Source organism: Falsihalocynthiibacter arcticus (genome assembly GCF_000812665.2).
Lineage (GTDB): Bacteria > Pseudomonadota > Alphaproteobacteria > Rhodobacterales > Rhodobacteraceae > Falsihalocynthiibacter > Falsihalocynthiibacter arcticus.
This window is the reverse complement of sequence record NZ_CP014327.1, coordinates 3250870-3267478: the sequence shown is the minus strand read 5'-3', so window position 1 is coordinate 3267478 and position 16609 is coordinate 3250870. Positions and strand designations below refer to the sequence as shown.

16 protein-coding genes are annotated in these 16609 nt (G+C 51.1%); 7 read left to right on the top strand and 9 right to left on the bottom strand.

Features of this window, described 5'->3' with window-relative positions:
• Positions 1-341: 341 nt before the first annotated feature.
• Positions 342-1163, top strand: a complete 822-nt coding sequence (locus RC74_RS16140) for a VPLPA-CTERM sorting domain-containing protein (RefSeq protein WP_039000011.1) — start codon at positions 342-344, stop codon at positions 1161-1163.
• A 496-nt stretch (positions 1164-1659) separates the two neighbouring features.
• On the opposite strand, the gene RC74_RS16135 is transcribed toward RC74_RS16140, so the two are convergent.
• From RC74_RS16135 to RC74_RS16110, 6 genes are all read right to left on the bottom strand, one after another.
• Positions 1660-2196, bottom strand: a complete 537-nt coding sequence (locus RC74_RS16135) for a hypothetical protein (protein ID WP_062628317.1) — start codon at positions 2194-2196, stop codon at positions 1660-1662.
• A gap of 52 nt (positions 2197-2248) precedes the next feature.
• Positions 2249-2740 carry a helix-turn-helix domain-containing protein gene (locus RC74_RS16130; RefSeq protein WP_039000012.1) on the bottom strand — a complete coding sequence of 164 codons (492 nt, stop codon included), beginning with the start codon at positions 2738-2740 and terminating at the stop codon, positions 2249-2251.
• Complete coding sequence (locus tag RC74_RS16125; RefSeq protein WP_052274560.1) at positions 2733-3047, bottom strand: hypothetical protein; 315 nt, start codon at positions 3045-3047, stop codon at positions 2733-2735. Before RC74_RS16125 ends, RC74_RS16130 begins: the two co-directional genes overlap by 8 nt.
• A 180-nt stretch (positions 3048-3227) precedes the next feature.
• Positions 3228-3443: a MerR family transcriptional regulator gene (locus tag RC74_RS16120; RefSeq protein WP_236939958.1), complete on the bottom strand. Its 216-nt coding sequence runs from the start codon at positions 3441-3443 to the stop codon at positions 3228-3230.
• A 93-nt stretch (positions 3444-3536) separates the two neighbouring features.
• Positions 3537-4472: a hypothetical protein gene (locus tag RC74_RS16115; protein ID WP_039000014.1), complete on the bottom strand. Its 936-nt coding sequence runs from the start codon at positions 4470-4472 to the stop codon at positions 3537-3539.
• Positions 4473-5675, bottom strand: a complete 1203-nt coding sequence (locus tag RC74_RS16110) for a tyrosine-type recombinase/integrase (RefSeq protein ID WP_236939957.1) — start codon at positions 5673-5675, stop codon at positions 4473-4475.
• A 659-nt stretch (positions 5676-6334) separates the two neighbouring features.
• Here RC74_RS16110 and RC74_RS22750 point away from each other — a divergent pair.
• The 4 genes from RC74_RS22750 (at position 6335) to RC74_RS16090 (ending at position 10563) form a co-directional block, all read left to right on the top strand.
• A complete protein-coding gene (locus RC74_RS22750) occupies positions 6335-7282 on the top strand; it encodes an ATP-binding protein (protein ID WP_052274561.1) in 948 nt (315 codons plus the stop codon).
• Positions 7279-8967: an AAA family ATPase gene (locus RC74_RS22745; protein WP_052274562.1), complete on the top strand. Its 1689-nt coding sequence runs from the start codon at positions 7279-7281 to the stop codon at positions 8965-8967. The genes RC74_RS22750 and RC74_RS22745 overlap by 4 nt, the downstream gene beginning before the upstream one ends.
• A 115-nt stretch (positions 8968-9082) precedes the next feature.
• On the top strand, positions 9083-9274 hold the full coding sequence (locus RC74_RS16095; protein ID WP_062628316.1) for a restriction endonuclease subunit S domain-containing protein: 192 nt from the start codon (positions 9083-9085) through the stop codon (positions 9272-9274).
• The gene (locus RC74_RS16090) at positions 9271-10563 is read left to right on the top strand and encodes an MBL fold metallo-hydrolase (RefSeq protein ID WP_039000021.1); all 1293 of its coding nucleotides are present in this window, start codon (positions 9271-9273) and stop codon (positions 10561-10563) included. The genes RC74_RS16095 and RC74_RS16090 overlap by 4 nt, the downstream gene beginning before the upstream one ends.
• A 356-nt stretch (positions 10564-10919) precedes the next feature.
• On the opposite strand, the gene RC74_RS16085 is transcribed toward RC74_RS16090, so the two are convergent.
• Both RC74_RS16085 and RC74_RS16080 read right to left on the bottom strand, forming a co-directional pair.
• Complete coding sequence (locus RC74_RS16085) at positions 10920-11714, bottom strand: ABC transporter ATP-binding protein (RefSeq protein ID WP_038999917.1); 795 nt, start codon at positions 11712-11714, stop codon at positions 10920-10922.
• Positions 11711-12697, bottom strand: coding sequence for a dihydrodipicolinate synthase family protein (locus RC74_RS16080; RefSeq protein WP_236940083.1), 987 nt, complete (start codon positions 12695-12697; stop codon positions 11711-11713). Before RC74_RS16080 ends, RC74_RS16085 begins: the two co-directional genes overlap by 4 nt.
• On the opposite strand from RC74_RS16080, the gene RC74_RS16075 reads away from it, so the two are divergent.
• Both RC74_RS16075 and RC74_RS21870 read left to right on the top strand, forming a co-directional pair.
• Positions 12656-13105, top strand: a complete 450-nt coding sequence (locus RC74_RS16075) for a sulfatase-like hydrolase/transferase (protein ID WP_039000120.1) — start codon at positions 12656-12658, stop codon at positions 13103-13105. The two genes, RC74_RS16080 and RC74_RS16075, sit on opposite strands and share 42 nt — an antisense overlap.
• 530 nt (positions 13106-13635) lie before the next feature.
• Positions 13636-14271, top strand: a complete 636-nt coding sequence (locus RC74_RS21870; RefSeq protein WP_082802331.1) for a CAP domain-containing protein — start codon at positions 13636-13638, stop codon at positions 14269-14271.
• A gap of 1179 nt (positions 14272-15450) precedes the next feature.
• Here RC74_RS21870 and RC74_RS16060 read toward each other — a convergent pair.
• Positions 15451-16437, bottom strand: coding sequence for a Hint domain-containing protein (locus RC74_RS16060; RefSeq protein ID WP_052274578.1), 987 nt, complete (start codon positions 16435-16437; stop codon positions 15451-15453).
• Between the last annotated feature and the right edge of the window lie 172 nt (positions 16438-16609).

The following is a 16609-nucleotide window of genomic DNA, read 5'->3' as shown; positions in this document are numbered from 1 at the left end:
TTTTGAATGAAAGGATTTCGGTACAATTATTACCACGTATGATGCTTACACAAGGCGGTACCATTTCACAGCTCTTTTAAACCGCCCTTTTTCACACCTTCCCGAACGTATAATTGTGGCCGAATTAAGGAATCACCCTTAGGAAGTGAATCAAAAATGATAGCCACGATACGAAATTTGGAAACAATAACCAGTATTCTAGCCATTGGTTCCACGATTGACACATATTCTTGAGTGCCAACCCATTAACACGCCCTTTTCATTTGCAAAAACTACAAAGAAGGCATTAATAAGACGCTGAGTAGAAGAATTTGTGAACAGTGCCTTAGAGAGATTAATAAATGGTAAACTCAAAAGTAAAAACAGCTGTATTTGTATTTGCAGGGGCAATGGCAATTACTTCGTATGCTCAAGCCGCGACTGTATCAGTTGCTACCTACAATCCCGCCAGCCATCCCAACATCCCAAGTTTCAACGTTTTAGCATCTGAAGATTTCGAGTCAGGCGTGAATCGGAGTGGTGTATCTGGTCCGTCTGTTAACGGTGATGATACTTTTAACGTCGGGGTTTTTAAAAGTATTGGTGGAACAGGAAGCGGCGGAACCGTTAGGGAAGCGCCAAGCGATTGTAAGAGTGCTGCGGGAGCAGACAACCTTTGTTTGCGTTCCGGAAATGTGTACGGACGCACCAACGTATTCCCTTTTAACGGCGATGGTTTTTTAGACAGTAACGACACTTATGGAATCAATTGGAAAGTGGGCCTTCTGGGCGGCGAACTGTTCGACACAATCTCGTTTACCTTGATGGACGCAGGTGACGTCGGTGCGTTTGCTGGAATTTCAGCCAGCCCTTTCTCAATTGGTGACAGCCCTTCTGCCTCCGACGTTTTCGGCCTCAACGGCTCAGAGATTATGAGTCCGTACAATAGCAACGGCAACATCCAGACAGTTACTATTAAGTTTGACCAACTGGTTGCAGAAGCGTTCATCAACATCGTTAGCTTTGCTCATTCGGACGGTAGCCTATATTTGAAAAATGATGGCCTTGGAATCGATGGCGTGAGAGTTGGCATCTCCGCAGTTCCTCTTCCGGCAGCAGGTTTGTTGCTCTTAGGCGCTCTTGGAAGCCTTGCGTTTTCTCGGCGTAAGTACAAGAAAACTTAGACTTTAAAAACACTGAGTAAGACAATGCGGGAACAGGCGTGCCTTTCTTTTCTTTCTTCCAAATGCTAGAGCCCTGTAAGTGGTGTTTCACGTTCTGAAACACCACAGCTTTAGGCCTTCAAAGCGACTGTCCACAGGCAATCCTCTCTAAAATTTAGGGATTTTCGCAGGTGTTTCAACCTGACTTAGTTGGTCGTCACTGCCCTCAAAAATTTTTTAATCTGCGTCAAGCCCCGCCTAGAGACGGCCTGCTTCCAGTTAGCCCACGTCACGCCGCAGAAGCGATACGAGATGCCGCATTTCCTTAATCTCTACTGTTCGCAGCCCATGCTTGAAGTTCGGATGTGCAGCACCGCGCGGCGCGCCACCACCAGCGCCGTGCAAGCGGCAAACGGTCCAACCTTGCTTAGAAGGGCAGCCGCACCTTTTGCCAGTGGACTTCGCCTTAGCAGCGCATCTGGGCGCGTTTCTGAGCCTTTCAGCAGGGTCTATGGGGTTATGGTCGCTTTTCAATACTACCGGCCCCTGCGTTGCTGACATTGCCGACGATAGCTTGACCGCCTTCATTCACGGTCACGCGTTCAACCCGAACAACTTGCCGCGCTTTGGCACGATATTTTTTCAAAGCGTCCATCTGCGCAAGATAGGTGCGGCTCAAGCGCGTTATAGATCGCTCATAGCTTTCCCGAACTTGATACGCGGTCTGATAACTTAGTTTTTCCAATAGGTGCGTCATCGCAACATGTGTTGCAGTCATTTGCGCTATGAGCATTGCTTCAATCGCGTCTTGAGGCTCCAGTTCTGCAAACATCGCGGATGCAAGCGACCCGAACTTTTCAGCAGATTGCCCCATTGCGCCAATTGCAGTTAGATAGACACCCTTGGCAGCTTCAACAGTTCGCATCCCCAATAGGTGCTCAAGCTGAAGGTCGTCTGGCACTTCTGCGCTATAACTCCCCTCCCCAGTTTTTTTGAGCTTGGGAAAAGCCCGCGTCGCGCTTCCGTTCGTTGTGTTTATCTTTGCCTTGCTCATCTCATGTTTCCTTACAGGTGAGTGGTTAGTATTAGTGTTCCGTTCCAGAACCCTACGCGCATCGCTTTTTGCCTCTGACGGGTTCTGCTTTGGAACCACGCGCCGCCTTAGGGTTCTCTAATGGTCCGAACGAAAGGTGCGACGGTTCCAAAACAGCACCGCGTTTTGTTTTAGGCGTCCGATAATTGCGCCAATCCTGCGTTGCTGGCACTTTGCCTTTGACCTTCTGCATCGCCTTTGTCGTAAGCCGCCATTCATGTGCGCGCCGGTGATACCAGTTGCCTTCACGCTCAAGAACCAAAAACCCCTTCTCGACAAGTTCTGCGTAAGCGCGCTGCACTGTTGCCTTCCCCATACCAAGCACATCGCCAGCCTCCGCAAACGATAGCGTAAGAGCGCCGTTGTTGCCCCCATTGTAGCGCGTATGAAGCTCCAGCCAGAGGCGCACCGCAGAGCCAGACAAGCTGCGCCATGCGTCGCTTTTCAACTGGGCGTAAGGGAGGGGCAGATATTGCCCCTCCGAAGTTCTCCGGCTCTTACTCATCAGCGGAACCACCCGTGATGTTTTGCGCCTCTTTCAGCGCCGCGCGCACCTCTTTGGCAGAGGGTGGGAACTTTAACGCGCGCCAATCTGTGCCTTTGACCAGGCTATAATGCGCGATGCGTTCTGGCCCTTTAAACTCGGTTTCTATTGGCCACTGGTACTGGTGGCGTAAGGTGTGAATGATTGCACCAAGCCGCCATCCCTTCACTTCGCCAATTTCGTCCATGTGATTAATCGTGCGCCCCTGAGTCAGAGCCATACAAGTCCAGTAAACTTGCGAGTGATTGCTGCGCCAATGCTTAGACATAATCGATGCATCCTTTGCGAAGTTTGAGCGGCTGAACGGAATTGCTAAGAGAGCACCACCGAAATCGTCGCTCATTTTTTATTGCAAGGAGGGGGGTCGATGTGTCATCAACTGAACTGTTCAGGGTGGCAGTTGATGTCACTCGAAAAGCCCCTACCCCGCTTGCGGAGTTGGGGTTTTTCATTGTGCGGCCTCTGTGCTGGGATCGACGCGCTGGGCGTTTAGATAGGCGTTCAGGTCTGTGCCGTGATAGCCGATGCGTCGCCCGATGCGGATAAAGGCTGGCCCTGTATTGCGGTGCCGCCATTGTGCAAGTTTTTCTGTGCTGCCGAGAACGCGGAGTTCTCGGTCTTCTGGGAAGAAGATGCGGTCATTGTCGTATATATCAGCCATCATTAAATCCTTTTGGATTGGTTGCGATGGCCCAATGTTGCTTAGTCTATCGTGAAAATTTACTGGAACAAATGGTAGCAATTTGAACTGTTCTAATTATTTCCTTAATCGAATCTCCCGGTCGTAATTAGCGATTTGTCTCGGTGATATTGTTACACCTTCGCTTTTGAAGTCCGCCGAAACGTACTCCGCCGAAAGTTCTTCCGGCAGACCATCCGGATATTTCTTGCAAAACAGCGCCTTGGCCGGACCCGGCTTCGGCCCCCGCCTTTTTTTCGGGGTTGGCTTCGATTCTGGGTCCTCAAATAGGGACGACACGCCCCATCTCTGTTCAAGGACACCTAAATCCTCTAAGAATTGTGCCATATTTTGTGGAAGATGCTTTTCGTCCCAAATTGGCGCCCAGCCCAAAAACGGCCTTACATGAGTTTCGATATAACTATCAGAAAACTCATCTGAACCAAAATGTGACGACGTTCTGAAGCTTGAAATGGAGTTATTCTTAAGCTTCAGGACCCCTAACGATGTGTCCAAGAAACAGTATCTTTCAGACAAATGTAAACCAGAAAACTTGTTCTCCTCATAAAGTTTGAAGATAAATTCTAGCCCTGAAGTTTCATTGAGCGGCCAGTTTGGGTAAATCCAATCCAATCGGTCCATGTGGAGGAACTGATATTCGTCGGGACGCATCACTTTCCCATGGGAGGAAGACAGCAGTGTGTCTAACTGCATTATACACTTAGCAAACATACAGTGGAAAATGATCGCCTGTTCGAACTCGTCTTTCATACGAATTACAGAGAGTTCCCGCCACATTTCGCTTTTTCTAGGCAGTTCCGCCATTGGCCTATCCAGACTCAACTGCTCCATTCGAAAATGCATAACGTCTTTTTTTCTACCATCTCCTCGAAAAGCCTCCGAAGGGTCAGCACCCACACTTTCCAAAAGGTAAGCAAGGTGGACTTGGCCCGCCCACTGCTCAAAGTGCGTACGAAGTGAATCATATCCTATGTATTCTTCTGGTGAGAACATTTAGGGCGCCTCCGAGAAAGTGAAACTATTTGTGAAACGGGTCCAATGCGTCATTAAGTCAAACCGCCGCTCTAACAAATCCGACCGCGCATAAGCCCGTTCCACATCAGAACCAACCTGATGTGCCAATGCCGCCTCCGCTAACTCACGTGGCGCGTTTACGGACTCTGACGCCCAATCCCTGAATGAACTACGAAAGCCATGCACGGTAAAGCCATCGCGCCCCATGCGGCGTAACAACATCAGCATCGACATATTGGACAGCGGCTTGTGTCGCTTTTGCCCCTCGAAGACATAGACCGACGCCATCGCTTTCAAAGGCTCCAGTATTGCCAGCATTTCATCTGTGAGAGGGACGCGGTGTACTTTGCCGCCTTTCATACGTGCGGCGGGCACGGTCCATAGACGCGCCTCGAAATCAATCTCTTGCCAAGTCATGTCCAGCACCTCGGAGGTGCGGCTGGCCGTTAGGATTGTGAATTGCAGCGCCTTGGCCGCAATCGCACTGCGTCCGTTCAGTTCAGCAAAGAAGGCTGGCACATGGCGCCACGGCATCGCGTCATGGTGTTGAGGTTTCGTTTTAACGGTCGGCAAAACCTTGGCGTCACGGATCGCAGTCACTGGGTTTTCACCAGAGCGAAAGCCTTTCGACTTGGCCACATCCAAAACAGTCTTGATGCGCTGGGCCAATCGCTTGGCCGTTTCGTGCCTATCCGTCCAGATAGGCGACAGGCACATCAGAATTTCTGGCTGGCCGATACTATCAATCGGCATCCTACCAATTTTGGGAAAGGCATAGTCGCGCAAAGTGTTGAGCCACTGTTGGCCATGCTTGGCATTCTTCCATGTGGGCATACGGTCTATGTGGACCTGTTGCGCAACTTCCGCGAAAGTTGGTATCTCCCGAGTGGCGTTAAATCGGGGGTTCAACCCTTGCTTGGCCATCCGGCGATATTCAAGCGCGCGTTCTCTGGCTTGGTTCAGCGTGACAATATCTGCGCCACCCAATCCAAAGTCAGTGCGCAGCGGCGCGCCCTTGCGATTTTTCTGCCCTTTGACCGTGACCCGCACAATCCAACGTCGCGCGCCAGAGGGATCAACCACCAGATAAAGGCCCGCTCCGTCACCATGACGGCCTGCGCCTAAGTTCTCGACAAGCTTCTTTGTAAGTTTTCCGTTCAGTGCCGACAAAACAAATACCACCAAATATACCACACAGTGAAAGTATACAGGCAAAATCCGTTGAAATCCAATCAAACCTCAAATAGCAATAATCGCCATGTAAATATGGGGTTAAAGCGGCTCAATACAGATGAATATAATGTGGGAAAAGGTGGTAGTGGCGGACAGACAGTCCGTCGAACCCAAGAACAGCTGGATCAAAAATACGCCTTACAAGTCACTGATTTCAATCAAATAAGCCTATTTAAAATTCACACAAACATATTCTTACGCGATTTAAATCAAAGAAAACAGCCATTTTGGCCTACAATTTGGCCTACATTTGGGCCTGCCTGTAAAGTATCACTGTAGCTTGCCACGAGTAAGGGCAGTTCACGACATTGTCGGCTGAGTGGTTTCGTGGATTTTCTGCACCATGCACATTTTGATTATAGAGAGGATTGCGGACATTCGCGGCACTCGCAAGCTATCGAGTTGCCACCAGCGTAAGCTGACATTGGCTTCGCGCATGTATCCGCACACGAGGGCTTTATGCGCCTTTAGCAATTTCAACAGATAACAGATAACAGATAACAGATAACAGATAACAGATAACAGAGGAATAAGCTTCCATTATTGACCTGGCACTCGTAGACTTTTGATTTTGAAAACCATATTTTGCGAGAGAGATTAATACGGTGATGTCGGACAGCGCGAGTATAGAAAAAAGCGACGATACTGTCCCTAAACGTATCTTGGCCTGGTCAGAGAGCCGTCCGCTATGGCAACGCGATGCGCTGCGCCGCATTGTCCTGAACGGTTATCCGGATGAAGAGGCGTTCGAGGAGTTATTGGCGCTCTGCAAAAAAGAGCATGGCGATCCGACGGTGGCGCTGGTGGCGAAACCAATTTCGAAGGACCACCTGCCGGTTGATCCTGGTGCGGGCGACTCGATTTCCTTGTCCAGCATCGCAAATGTTTCTGGTGTAAACCAGCTCGCAACCGGCCAGACGCTGAATTTTGAGGAGTCTGGCCTGACCATTGTATACGGGCAGAACGGCACTGGAAAATCCGGCTATACGCGGGTTCTCAAGAAGGCTTGCCGCTCACGGCATGCCGGCGAGATCATGCCCGATGTTTACAGCTCTTCCCCAACGGGAACAGCGAAGGCCACTCTGAAAATCACCGGCACCGATGGCGCAGCGGAAACCGTCGCGTGGGAAGATGACTTCGAGACTGCCGAGAGGCTTTCGGCCATCACGGTCTTTGACCGTGAGGCGGCTTCGGTACACGTTCAGAAGAAGAATGAGGTTTGGTTTCGGCCCTTCGGCCTCGATATTCCGGATGACCTAGCCGGTGTGAGCCAGGAAATCAAAGCGCGCCTGACGACCGAGAAAGAAACATTGGGGCAAAAGCGTAACTCCGTCTTTGTTAATCCGATCTGGTCGAGCCGGTCGGCGCTCGGCAAAGCACTATCTGCGCTTCGGCATGATACCGATATCTCGGCAATAGCGCCCAAGACGCCCTTTTCGGATGCGGACGAAGTGCGCTTGGCCAAGTTGCAAGCGGACCTCGCCCAAGACCCGCCGTCGCGTCAAAAGCGCAGCGCGATTACGCGGCCCGGCTCGATCACCTGGAATCCTACTTGAAGCGAATCGAGCTGGCGCTAAATGACGAGGCCATGCAGGCACTACATGCTACGAAGAAGAATGCTGACGACATGCGCGCGGCCGCAACCACAGCAGCGCATGATGCCTTTTCCGGATTGGGGCTTGCAGGCGTTGGTGAAAGCGTCTGGCAGACCTTATGGGAGTCCGCTAGGGCATATTCGCAGATCGCCCGGGAAGAAGGTGCCGCGTTTCCGCCATCGTCTGGGGATATCTGTGTTCTGTGCCATCAGGGGATAGACGAGCCCACCGCCGCGCGGATGCTTGGCTTCGAGGCCTTCATCAAGAACGACACGGAATCCAAAGCTGCTGACGCCGAGCGCGTCTTTCAGGAGGCGGAACAGAAGTTTCGCGCTGTCCCCGTCCACGTTAACAAAGTCTCTGCGGTCTATCGTAGCTTGAAGAACAGTAATTTCGCTCTCGCCAAGCAAGTGCTAAGATTTATCGCGCTCGCACGGCGCGTCCAGGCCCAGACCCTTTTGCAGCTCTCCGGTGAAGACGTCCCGAATCCGTTGGCTCTGCCTGACACTGTGACAGAGACCGTTAGCAACGAAGCCACGTTGACGCGCGCCTATGCTACTTCTCTCGATGACGCGTCCGGCGGAGAAGCACGAGAATCTGTTCTTAATGAACAGGCAGACTTGCAGGACCTCAAACAAAGTTGCGAGCTGCTTGATATCGCGAGAACGGAAATCGCGCGGCTTATAGAGCTAAAGCGCATTGAAGACTGCTTGCGCGACACCGCCACAACGGCGATTACGCGGCTAGGAAATGAGATAGCCGACAATCTGATTACACCGCGCATGCGCGACCGGTTTCAACAAGAGATCGTCGCGCTGGCTGGTAATCGCGTGCGAGTCGAGGTCGTGCGCTCGGGGGGCAAGTTCGGTTCACCGCAATACGAGGTGAAGCTCTATGCCAACCCCAAGGCCAAGGTCCATAATGTGCTCAGCGAGGGCGAGCAGACGTGCGTAGCGCTGGCCTCATACCTAACCGAACTGGCCAACGCATCGCATACATCGGCGCTCGTGTTCGATGATCCGGTTTTCTCACTCGATCATCGCTGGCGCTCAAAAGTCGCCAAGCGCCTGGCAAAGGAAGCCGGTGTGCGGCAGGTTATCGTGTTCACGCATGACATGATCTTCGTAAACGATCTGGCACAGCTGGCTTCGGAACGAAATACGCCGACTGCGCTGGCGCATCTCACGCGCGGACAGGATGTCGTCGGCATCGTCAATAAGGATTTGCCGTGGACGGCGTCTAGTATTCGAGACCGGATCGATAAAATTGAAAAAGAAGCCCGCGCTGCAAAGCGCTTGTTCGAAGCGAATGACGACGAAGGTTATAAAACGGAAGTGTCTTCGCTCTACAGTCGATTGCGGGCGACTTGGGAACGGGCGCTAGAGGACATCGTATTTGCCAATGTTGTAGTGCGTCACCGCGATTACATTGACACCAAGAATCTGAAGCGTGTCACAGCTTTGGAAGAGGCCGATGTGCAAACTTTCCAAAATGGGTTCAAAAAGTGCTGTGACTTCGTTGATGCACATGATCCTTCCCGTGGTCATGATCCCGAACCTCCGGACCCATCCGAAATCATGGCAGACATTCAATCGTTAAAGAACTGGTCTGAAGGTTTGCGCATTAAGATGAACGGGGTTTCTTGAAGCCATTCTAACTATGTCATGGCTCTGTCCAAATACCGTCGACTTTGCCACTGATATCAATACGTCTTATCAATGGAACGAACTAGTACCAACCCACTTGAAGGGCAGTCAAATTATGAAACAGCCGACCAAGCAGTATGTCCCCCTCGAGCCTCTCGCCGAACAACACCGCATTGTGGCAAAGGTCGATTCGCTGATGGCCTTCTGCGATCAGTTGGAAGCCAGCCTCACCACCACCCGCAGCAAACTCCTGAACGCCCTTCTGCACGAGGCGCTGGAACCTGCTTTAGAAACCATCAACGCATGACCAAAATTCGCGCGGTCCATCGGTTCTTCCCAGTCGGTCAGGGGCTGTTCGCTACCGGTTCGGTAGAGTCCTGGCCACCTCTGCCCAAAAGGCCTCGTAATATCAAGTACGCAGGTCAGACTAGACCGGCTCCCGTTGGACCGTACCGATGGGTCTATGACTGTGGGTCCAGTTCCGGAAAACGACTGGTCACCAATGCGATCGCCGATCTGAAACGGGACTCCGGAGGGGCGAGGATAGACCTGCTGACCCTGTCGCATTTCCACAATGACCATATCAGCGGCGTCGTTGAGCTTTTAGGGGAGATCGGTGCGAAAACGGTTATGCTTCCGTGGGCACCTCTGTGGCACCGGCTGTTGATCGGTTTTGAACAAGGGCTGAGGGCGGAAGATCCCGAGTTGTCCTTCTATGTCGATCCCGTGCAATACTTCATCCAAGAAGCGGGTGACGGTTTTGAGCACGTCCTGTTTGTTATGCCCTCTAACGATGATGGGCCGCCATTCCCGACCGAACCGACCGCAGCCCCCGAACCGTCGGAAGACTTAGATGACCCCGACAAGCCGTCTGTGCCTGGCGAATCAGTTTCATATGGCGATTTGGAATGGGCATACGGTCACTTGGACCATCGCATTCGGATGCTTCGTTCTGGTAAGGCCATTGTCATCCATGGGGTTTGGGAATTTCTGCCCTACAATGATCCCGCTACAGAACCTGATGATCCATTCGGGTTTGCGTCAAAAGTGGAGTCTTATCGAGGAGCGCTGCTGAACGGCAACGAAGACGAACGGCAAAGCGCTCTTGATAACCTGCGGACACTCTATGAGACTGCCTTCGGTCGTGGGGCGGCCATGAACAATGTCAGTCTAATGCTTTATGGCGGTGCGGTTGGCCCCTGGACAGGGCAGAGAATCTGCGATTGCGAATGCTTGTATCACCGACTTATCGGCGTTTGCGGCTGTTGGAAAGAACATGAAACGAGAGGAGCGATCCTGTTAACCGGCGATGGGAACTTGGAAAGCTCTGCAAAGTGGGGCAGCTTAGAGGGGTACCTCGATGCGCGCCGCGCAAGACGGGTTAGCGTATTTCAGGTTGCGCATCATGGTGCGCAGGCAAATTGGCACGATGGCCTTGCTGCACTTGTTGCGCCGAAGATAAGCGTATTCAGCTCTGATCCGGCCTGTAGCTACGGCCACCCGCATGCAGAAGTGCTGCGTGATTTCTGGACGTTCGGACCGATCCAAGTGGATCAGCAGTCAGGGTTTTCATTTCGAATTTGTCTGGAGCGTTGATTTGGGTGATTTGAAATAAACTGGACATTAATCGGAGCGCAGCGACTGTCCGGAACGTCCGCACACCGACGTTTGAGCCGACAAAATGCTGCGCTCTGTATGAATGGCCGCAATAACGGACCGCATTGCAGCATTTTGAAGTGGTGGCCAATGGCGGCTATGGGCCGTTCACGTCGATCGACACTAAGGGCGGCGATCTCAACTGGACATTCGCGGCACGTGGCGCAACACTCAGGCCGAGCCACTAAGCAGACCTTGGATAGCAACTGAAGTTCCCTAGATTGACGAGTGGTTCCATGATTGGCGTGTGACCATATCAAATTTTGGATGTTGTTGTGTGTCAGGCCTCCAACCCTTTAATCCATTCCAAGCTGGCGGTAGACCCGCTTAACATATTCGCCGAACGCATCAGTAGTTTTGATATCGAGTGTTCGGGGATGAGGAAGGTCGATCTTGAAATGATCCGCCATACGTGCGGGACCAGCCGAAAGCACTGCGCAATGAGATCCAAGGAAAATCGCTTCTTGAATACCATGCGTAATGAAGACGATGGTTTTCTGACTTTCTTGCCAAATCCGCAGCATTTCGAGGTTCATCTTTTCACGCGTCATCGCATCAAGCGCCCCAAAGGGTTCATCCATTAGAACCAGTTTCGGATCATGGATCAGCGCACGTGCAATTGCGGCGCGTTGCTGCATGCCGCCCGAAAGTTCGAACGGATATTTTTTACCCGCATGGCCCAACCCAACCATTTGCAACAAATCTTGTGCGCGTTCCCGCGCTGCCTTCATTGGCAGACCAAGGATTTGAGCTGACAGCAATACATTTTCGGTAATGGTGCGCCACTTGAGAAGCATGGGTTGCTGAAACACCATACCGACATCACGCCCCTCTTCAAAATTGGCCACACTTGAACCAATCTTTACCGTGCCGCCATCAGCCTCGTGCAATCCCGCGAGAATTTTAAGCATTGTCGTCTTGCCGCAGCCTGACGGCCCGACCACAGAGAGCAGTTTTCCATCATTAATATCAAGGGTCACATCGGACAGCGCCACATGCTCCTTCGTGCCAGTCCGGTAAACCTTGCGCACATTTTGCATTTGAATGAACGGTTCTTCGCTCAGAGGAGCGGGTTGAGTAATGACGGTCATGCAAGCCACCTTTCGAGGTTGTCAGCGATGAAGTCATCATCGGCGAGATCAGGATGGGCCGCGTAGACCCGGTCGATTTCTTCTGCTTGTCCCGAAGAAAGCCCTTCGTCGGGATCAAGACAATTGATCGTTTCAAGCAAATTCTGACGACGCAACACTTCATGACACCCAGCGATACACCCGTGAAAATTGTTGGCGACATCAAAAAATGCCGCATTACAATCGGTGACGCGAGCATCGAGCGCGGCAAGATCAAGAGGCAAGTCTGCGCCGCTTTCGACGACAGTATGAACCCGATCTAGCAGTTCAACCGCCTTGCGCGTCCAGACCGACCAGTGGCCTAAAAGGCCACCGCGAATGCGCAATCGCACAATTTTATTATCGCGCGGAATATCAAAGGGGGTAATCAAGTCGGCCACGATGTGGTCGTCATTGCCAGTGTACAACGTGATACGATCTTCTGCGTTGGCTGCCACAACACCCTTCATGACGTCTAAAGTTTTGTATCGATTGAACGGCGCCATCTTAATCGCAACCGCGTTGTCTATGCAGGAAAATTCACGCCAGAAGTTGGCATCTAAATCAATTCCGCCCACTGCAGACTGCATATAGAAGCCAATGATTGGCATTTCTTCGGCAACGGCACGGCAATGCGCGATCAATTGCTCTGGAGATTGGCCGCGCAATGCTCCCATAGACACAAGGACCGCGTGATAGCCGTGTGAACAGGCAATTTTTGCCTCCGCGACAGTCTGCTTCGTTGGCCCTGCAACGCCTGCGATCATCACCATTGGACGATCGGTCCATGCGCGAGCATCCTCGGCCGCAGCTTTTAAAACAGGTTCGTAGAGCCCGATGTCACGAATGGCAAATTGAGTTGTGTGAACCCCTACAGCCACCCCTCCTGACCCAGCATCAACGTAGTAACGGGTCAGTGCGCGTTGGCGGGTGCGATCAAATTCACGATTTTCGTCAAGCGCCAGCGGATGCGCGGGAATGACAGCCCCTTAGAGAACACGTTTATCTTTGTAACCTCCGACAACTGCCCCCAAATGGATAGCTGGCCAGACGGTGGCTATACCCCGTTTCGCGGCGCGAAGGGCACCACTTGGGAAAGTGGCGTTCGGGTGCCAGGGATCGCATATTTAAAGGGTGTAATTCAGCCTGGACGTGTTTCGGATGGTCTGTTCGATCTCATGGACTTGTTTGATACATCCCTTACTTTGGCAGGTATTGGAACGGCCAACCTCCCAGATGATCGGTATTACGACGGGATCGACCAAACATCCTTCCTTCTCACCGATCAGGGTGAATCCCTTCGCGAGAATATCTATTTTTGGCTAGGATCAAGCCTTACTGCAATGCGGATGCGATCTGGCCATACTTGTTGAGGAAGTTACCAATCACGCGGCCCAATCAGGTCTGGTGCGGCAGTAATCTTTCGCAAACGCACCCAGCGCTTTCGGTTTTTGGACTTTCTCGCGAGCTTGCCCCCCCCTGCATTGTTGCCATGAAGGCTTGTGGTGGCACACGTCACATCGGCCGCGTCTACTCTAGGATCGCCGCCGAATTAACTCTGCTTTAATCATATTTAGAAGATTTCAATTGCGAATTTGAAGCTCCGATGGTTTCCTTTCTAAATCCCTTTGTTCGCATTCTTCTAATTGTCGCTTCCCGTTTTAGCACAATTTAGGGTTACGGGAGTGGCTAAAATTCTCGACAACTCAATTGCAAAACAAATTCACATTCGAGCAGTTGTCAACCTTAAGCGATTTGTTGAAGGGAACAGGAGAAAGACGCAACAATTCGTAGAAACTGAAAATGCTTGCTGGGCAAAGTTCTGCTTATGCCGCCTTTTCGCCGTAATTCTGACCCGATCTATGCGTAGCCTTATTAGACAACAAAAGAAAGTGAGCGTCATATGGGTAAGATTTTCGTCCGGTTAGGTTTCCTGGTAGCAACTCTGATTTTCTCTGTTGGTACTGCAAATGCATGCAGCAGACCCGCAATGGCAGGGACGAATAAGACCATACCTGCCTCGAGTAAGATTAACCAGTCATTGTTAAACAAAGCCATCCTCATTGAAGTGAACTTTACCCGCTGCCGTGCTGGGTTGCCCTCCTTGAAAAGCGAGACACGGCTGACGGACGCAGCTCGCAAGCATTCGAGATGGATGGCAAAAAATAGCCATCTTTCCCATCATTCAAATATTTCAGGGCAACAAAATTTGCAGGGACGTATGAAACGTACCGGCTTAAAGTTCAAGACAGGTTCCGAAAATATCAGCAAAATGTATCGCTATAAAATTACGAGTAACCCATTCTATACTCAAGATCTTTCAACTTGCCAGTTTTCAGATGCTAACAGTGGCCGATCTATCCCTCCGCATAGTTATGAAAGCCTCGCGCGGGAAGCCGTCCGTCTTTGGGTTGACTCACCAGATCATCGGAAAAACCTGATGGATGGGCGGATGCGCCTCACATCAACCGCTGCGGCTTTCGACGCAAAAGGGTCTCATTGTGGTACAATCTACCTGACACAAAATTTCTTGGGGTAATCAACACTTTAACGTTAAAATTACGTCGGCCCCTTGAGAGCGCAAAATGTCACGCCTTTTATTTGCGCCCATCCGAAGCTTAAATATTTTGCCTGATATACTGCCAGAGAATCACCGACCGTTTGAAAAACACCGTTTGTTGAACGCTTAGTTTTCTGGAAGCCGCCATTGACGCAAACGGCAACTAGGTCCGCATATCAGACCTCGGGGGTGCCGAAATGCTTCGTTCACTTGTCAATGTCGGCTTTCGGGAAGCTGCAGCGCAGCATCAGGAGCGGTGGTGAAAGGCAGCTCAGGGCCGGAAACTGCCGGTGTGCCATCTGAAAGAATGAAAAATCATCCTGCGAATAAGCCACACCCGCCGACGCCCACTTCGGACGTGACAATGCTATTTTACAGTAATGCTTAAAGTGACTGCCAACGAGACTCGGTCGCGTTGTTTATTTTGGTTTGGCCCTCGATCACTGTCCGCCACGAATATAGGAAAACTGCCAATATCAACATGCAAAGGCTACCCACACCGGAATAGACAGCGAGCGCCAGCAGAACAGATGAGCCGAGAAATAAGCTGATTGCAGCAGCAATCGTGCCGAGCAGCATCCCAATAATTAAATACCCTAAGATCATAGTGAATCATCCTCCTTCTACCTAGAGGCTAGTCGATCAATCGCAATATGCAACCTTTGATTGTATCATTGAAGTTAACAAATCACCTTAGGCCGTATATTATAACAAAATGAGTTCGTAGTAGACATTCACCGACCGTTTGAAAAACACCGTTTGTCGAACGCTTAGTTTTCTGGAAGCCGCCTTTGACGCAAACGGCAACTAGGTCCGCTTAGCGGTCATCGGTGCAAAGTGCAGCGAAGGTCTGCAAGGAGCCCACTTTGCCGAATTTCTGCTATGCGGCTAACGGCTGCTGTCGCTGGCGAGCCACAGACCTTCAGAAACAGATTTGGTTTTGAACGGGGTTTAACTTTGGAAAAGTGTCGTTTCTTGATACGGCAGGAAACACTACCGCGGTACAAAGGATCGTCCTTGGAGACATGTTGTACGGACACGCCTTTCCCAAAAATAGGCGTTTTGGAGCGGAGCCAAGGTCGCGGTGTGAGGGACAAAGCGCCAGTTCGTTTCGATTACATCATCAGTCCTATATCATCGAAAATCACCGCAGGTCATTTACGTAGTGAGTAGTTCTAAGAGCGGCCTTTTATTTCTCATATGACGGGCGACGAGCTGTTTTTGTAGCTTGCCGGAGGGTAGCGCCCGGGCGGGATCGGGCGTGTAGCCCAAGTTTGTAAGCTCGGGGAAGATCGCGAAGATTTCCTCTCGAGCCTCCTGTGAAATAGACCTCAGTGCTTCAGGGCCTGTGTATAAGCTCTCTGTTGGCGCGCCTTCTGCAAAGATCACTTCGTGCTGATCGAAGACGAGGTGAAAATACTCAGCTTCTCTGACGCTCTCATCCACGTAGATTCCGGGCAATTCGGTTAGCTTGATAGCTGAAACCAGCACATCAGTTGTTCCGAACATGCGCTCGGCAATCTTTGACGACACCAGCATGCGGTGCTGTCGTGATACCAACAAATCACTTTGTGGGAGCCCACACCCCAATGCCCCAGCCATAATCCGAACGGGGCGAAGCTTGGGGTTTTCGGCCAATTGCCGGGCAGAATAAGAGCTATTGAGGACCACCCGTAGCTTTACAAGTTGACCCGCATGATTTTGAAGAACGTCACCTTTTCTTAAACATTCAACGCTGATCAGACCGTTAGGTGTCCCAATGCCTGTACCTGCCATAAAACAGGGCGGCCCTAGCGAGCCGGTGGGGAGTGATCCCTGACTGTTCACGAAGGTTGAACTGGCGAACGTTGACGTCTGCAGAACACTACCATCAGAGGGTGTGAATACGACCCGGCCATCAGCAAGATAAAAAGTAGCGCCAGTTATTGTTGCACTTCCGCCACCCGGCAAGTTTACCGTGACCGTGTCGCCTGGATATGAGCTAGTAATGTCCGAGCCGTCGATGGAATCGTTACTAAATCGGTTAATTAGATTATTGTCATTTTGGTCAATAATATTGAAAGAGTACACAGTTAGAGTGTCCCCCACAGAAGGCGGATTAGCTGGGTCGATCAGCCAAAACTGATCAGTGTACGTGTTTGGCATCGTGCTCTTACCTCAATGGCTCAGCGTCTAATTTCGCCGTTACTTCGACAGGATAGTACAATTTAACTTGCCAAAACATTTAGATTCTGAATTTTCGACTAGTCCTGAGATCATCCACGACTCCTGAACTTGCTTGATTTTCCTAGATTACTGCCAAAAAAAGGCAACAATA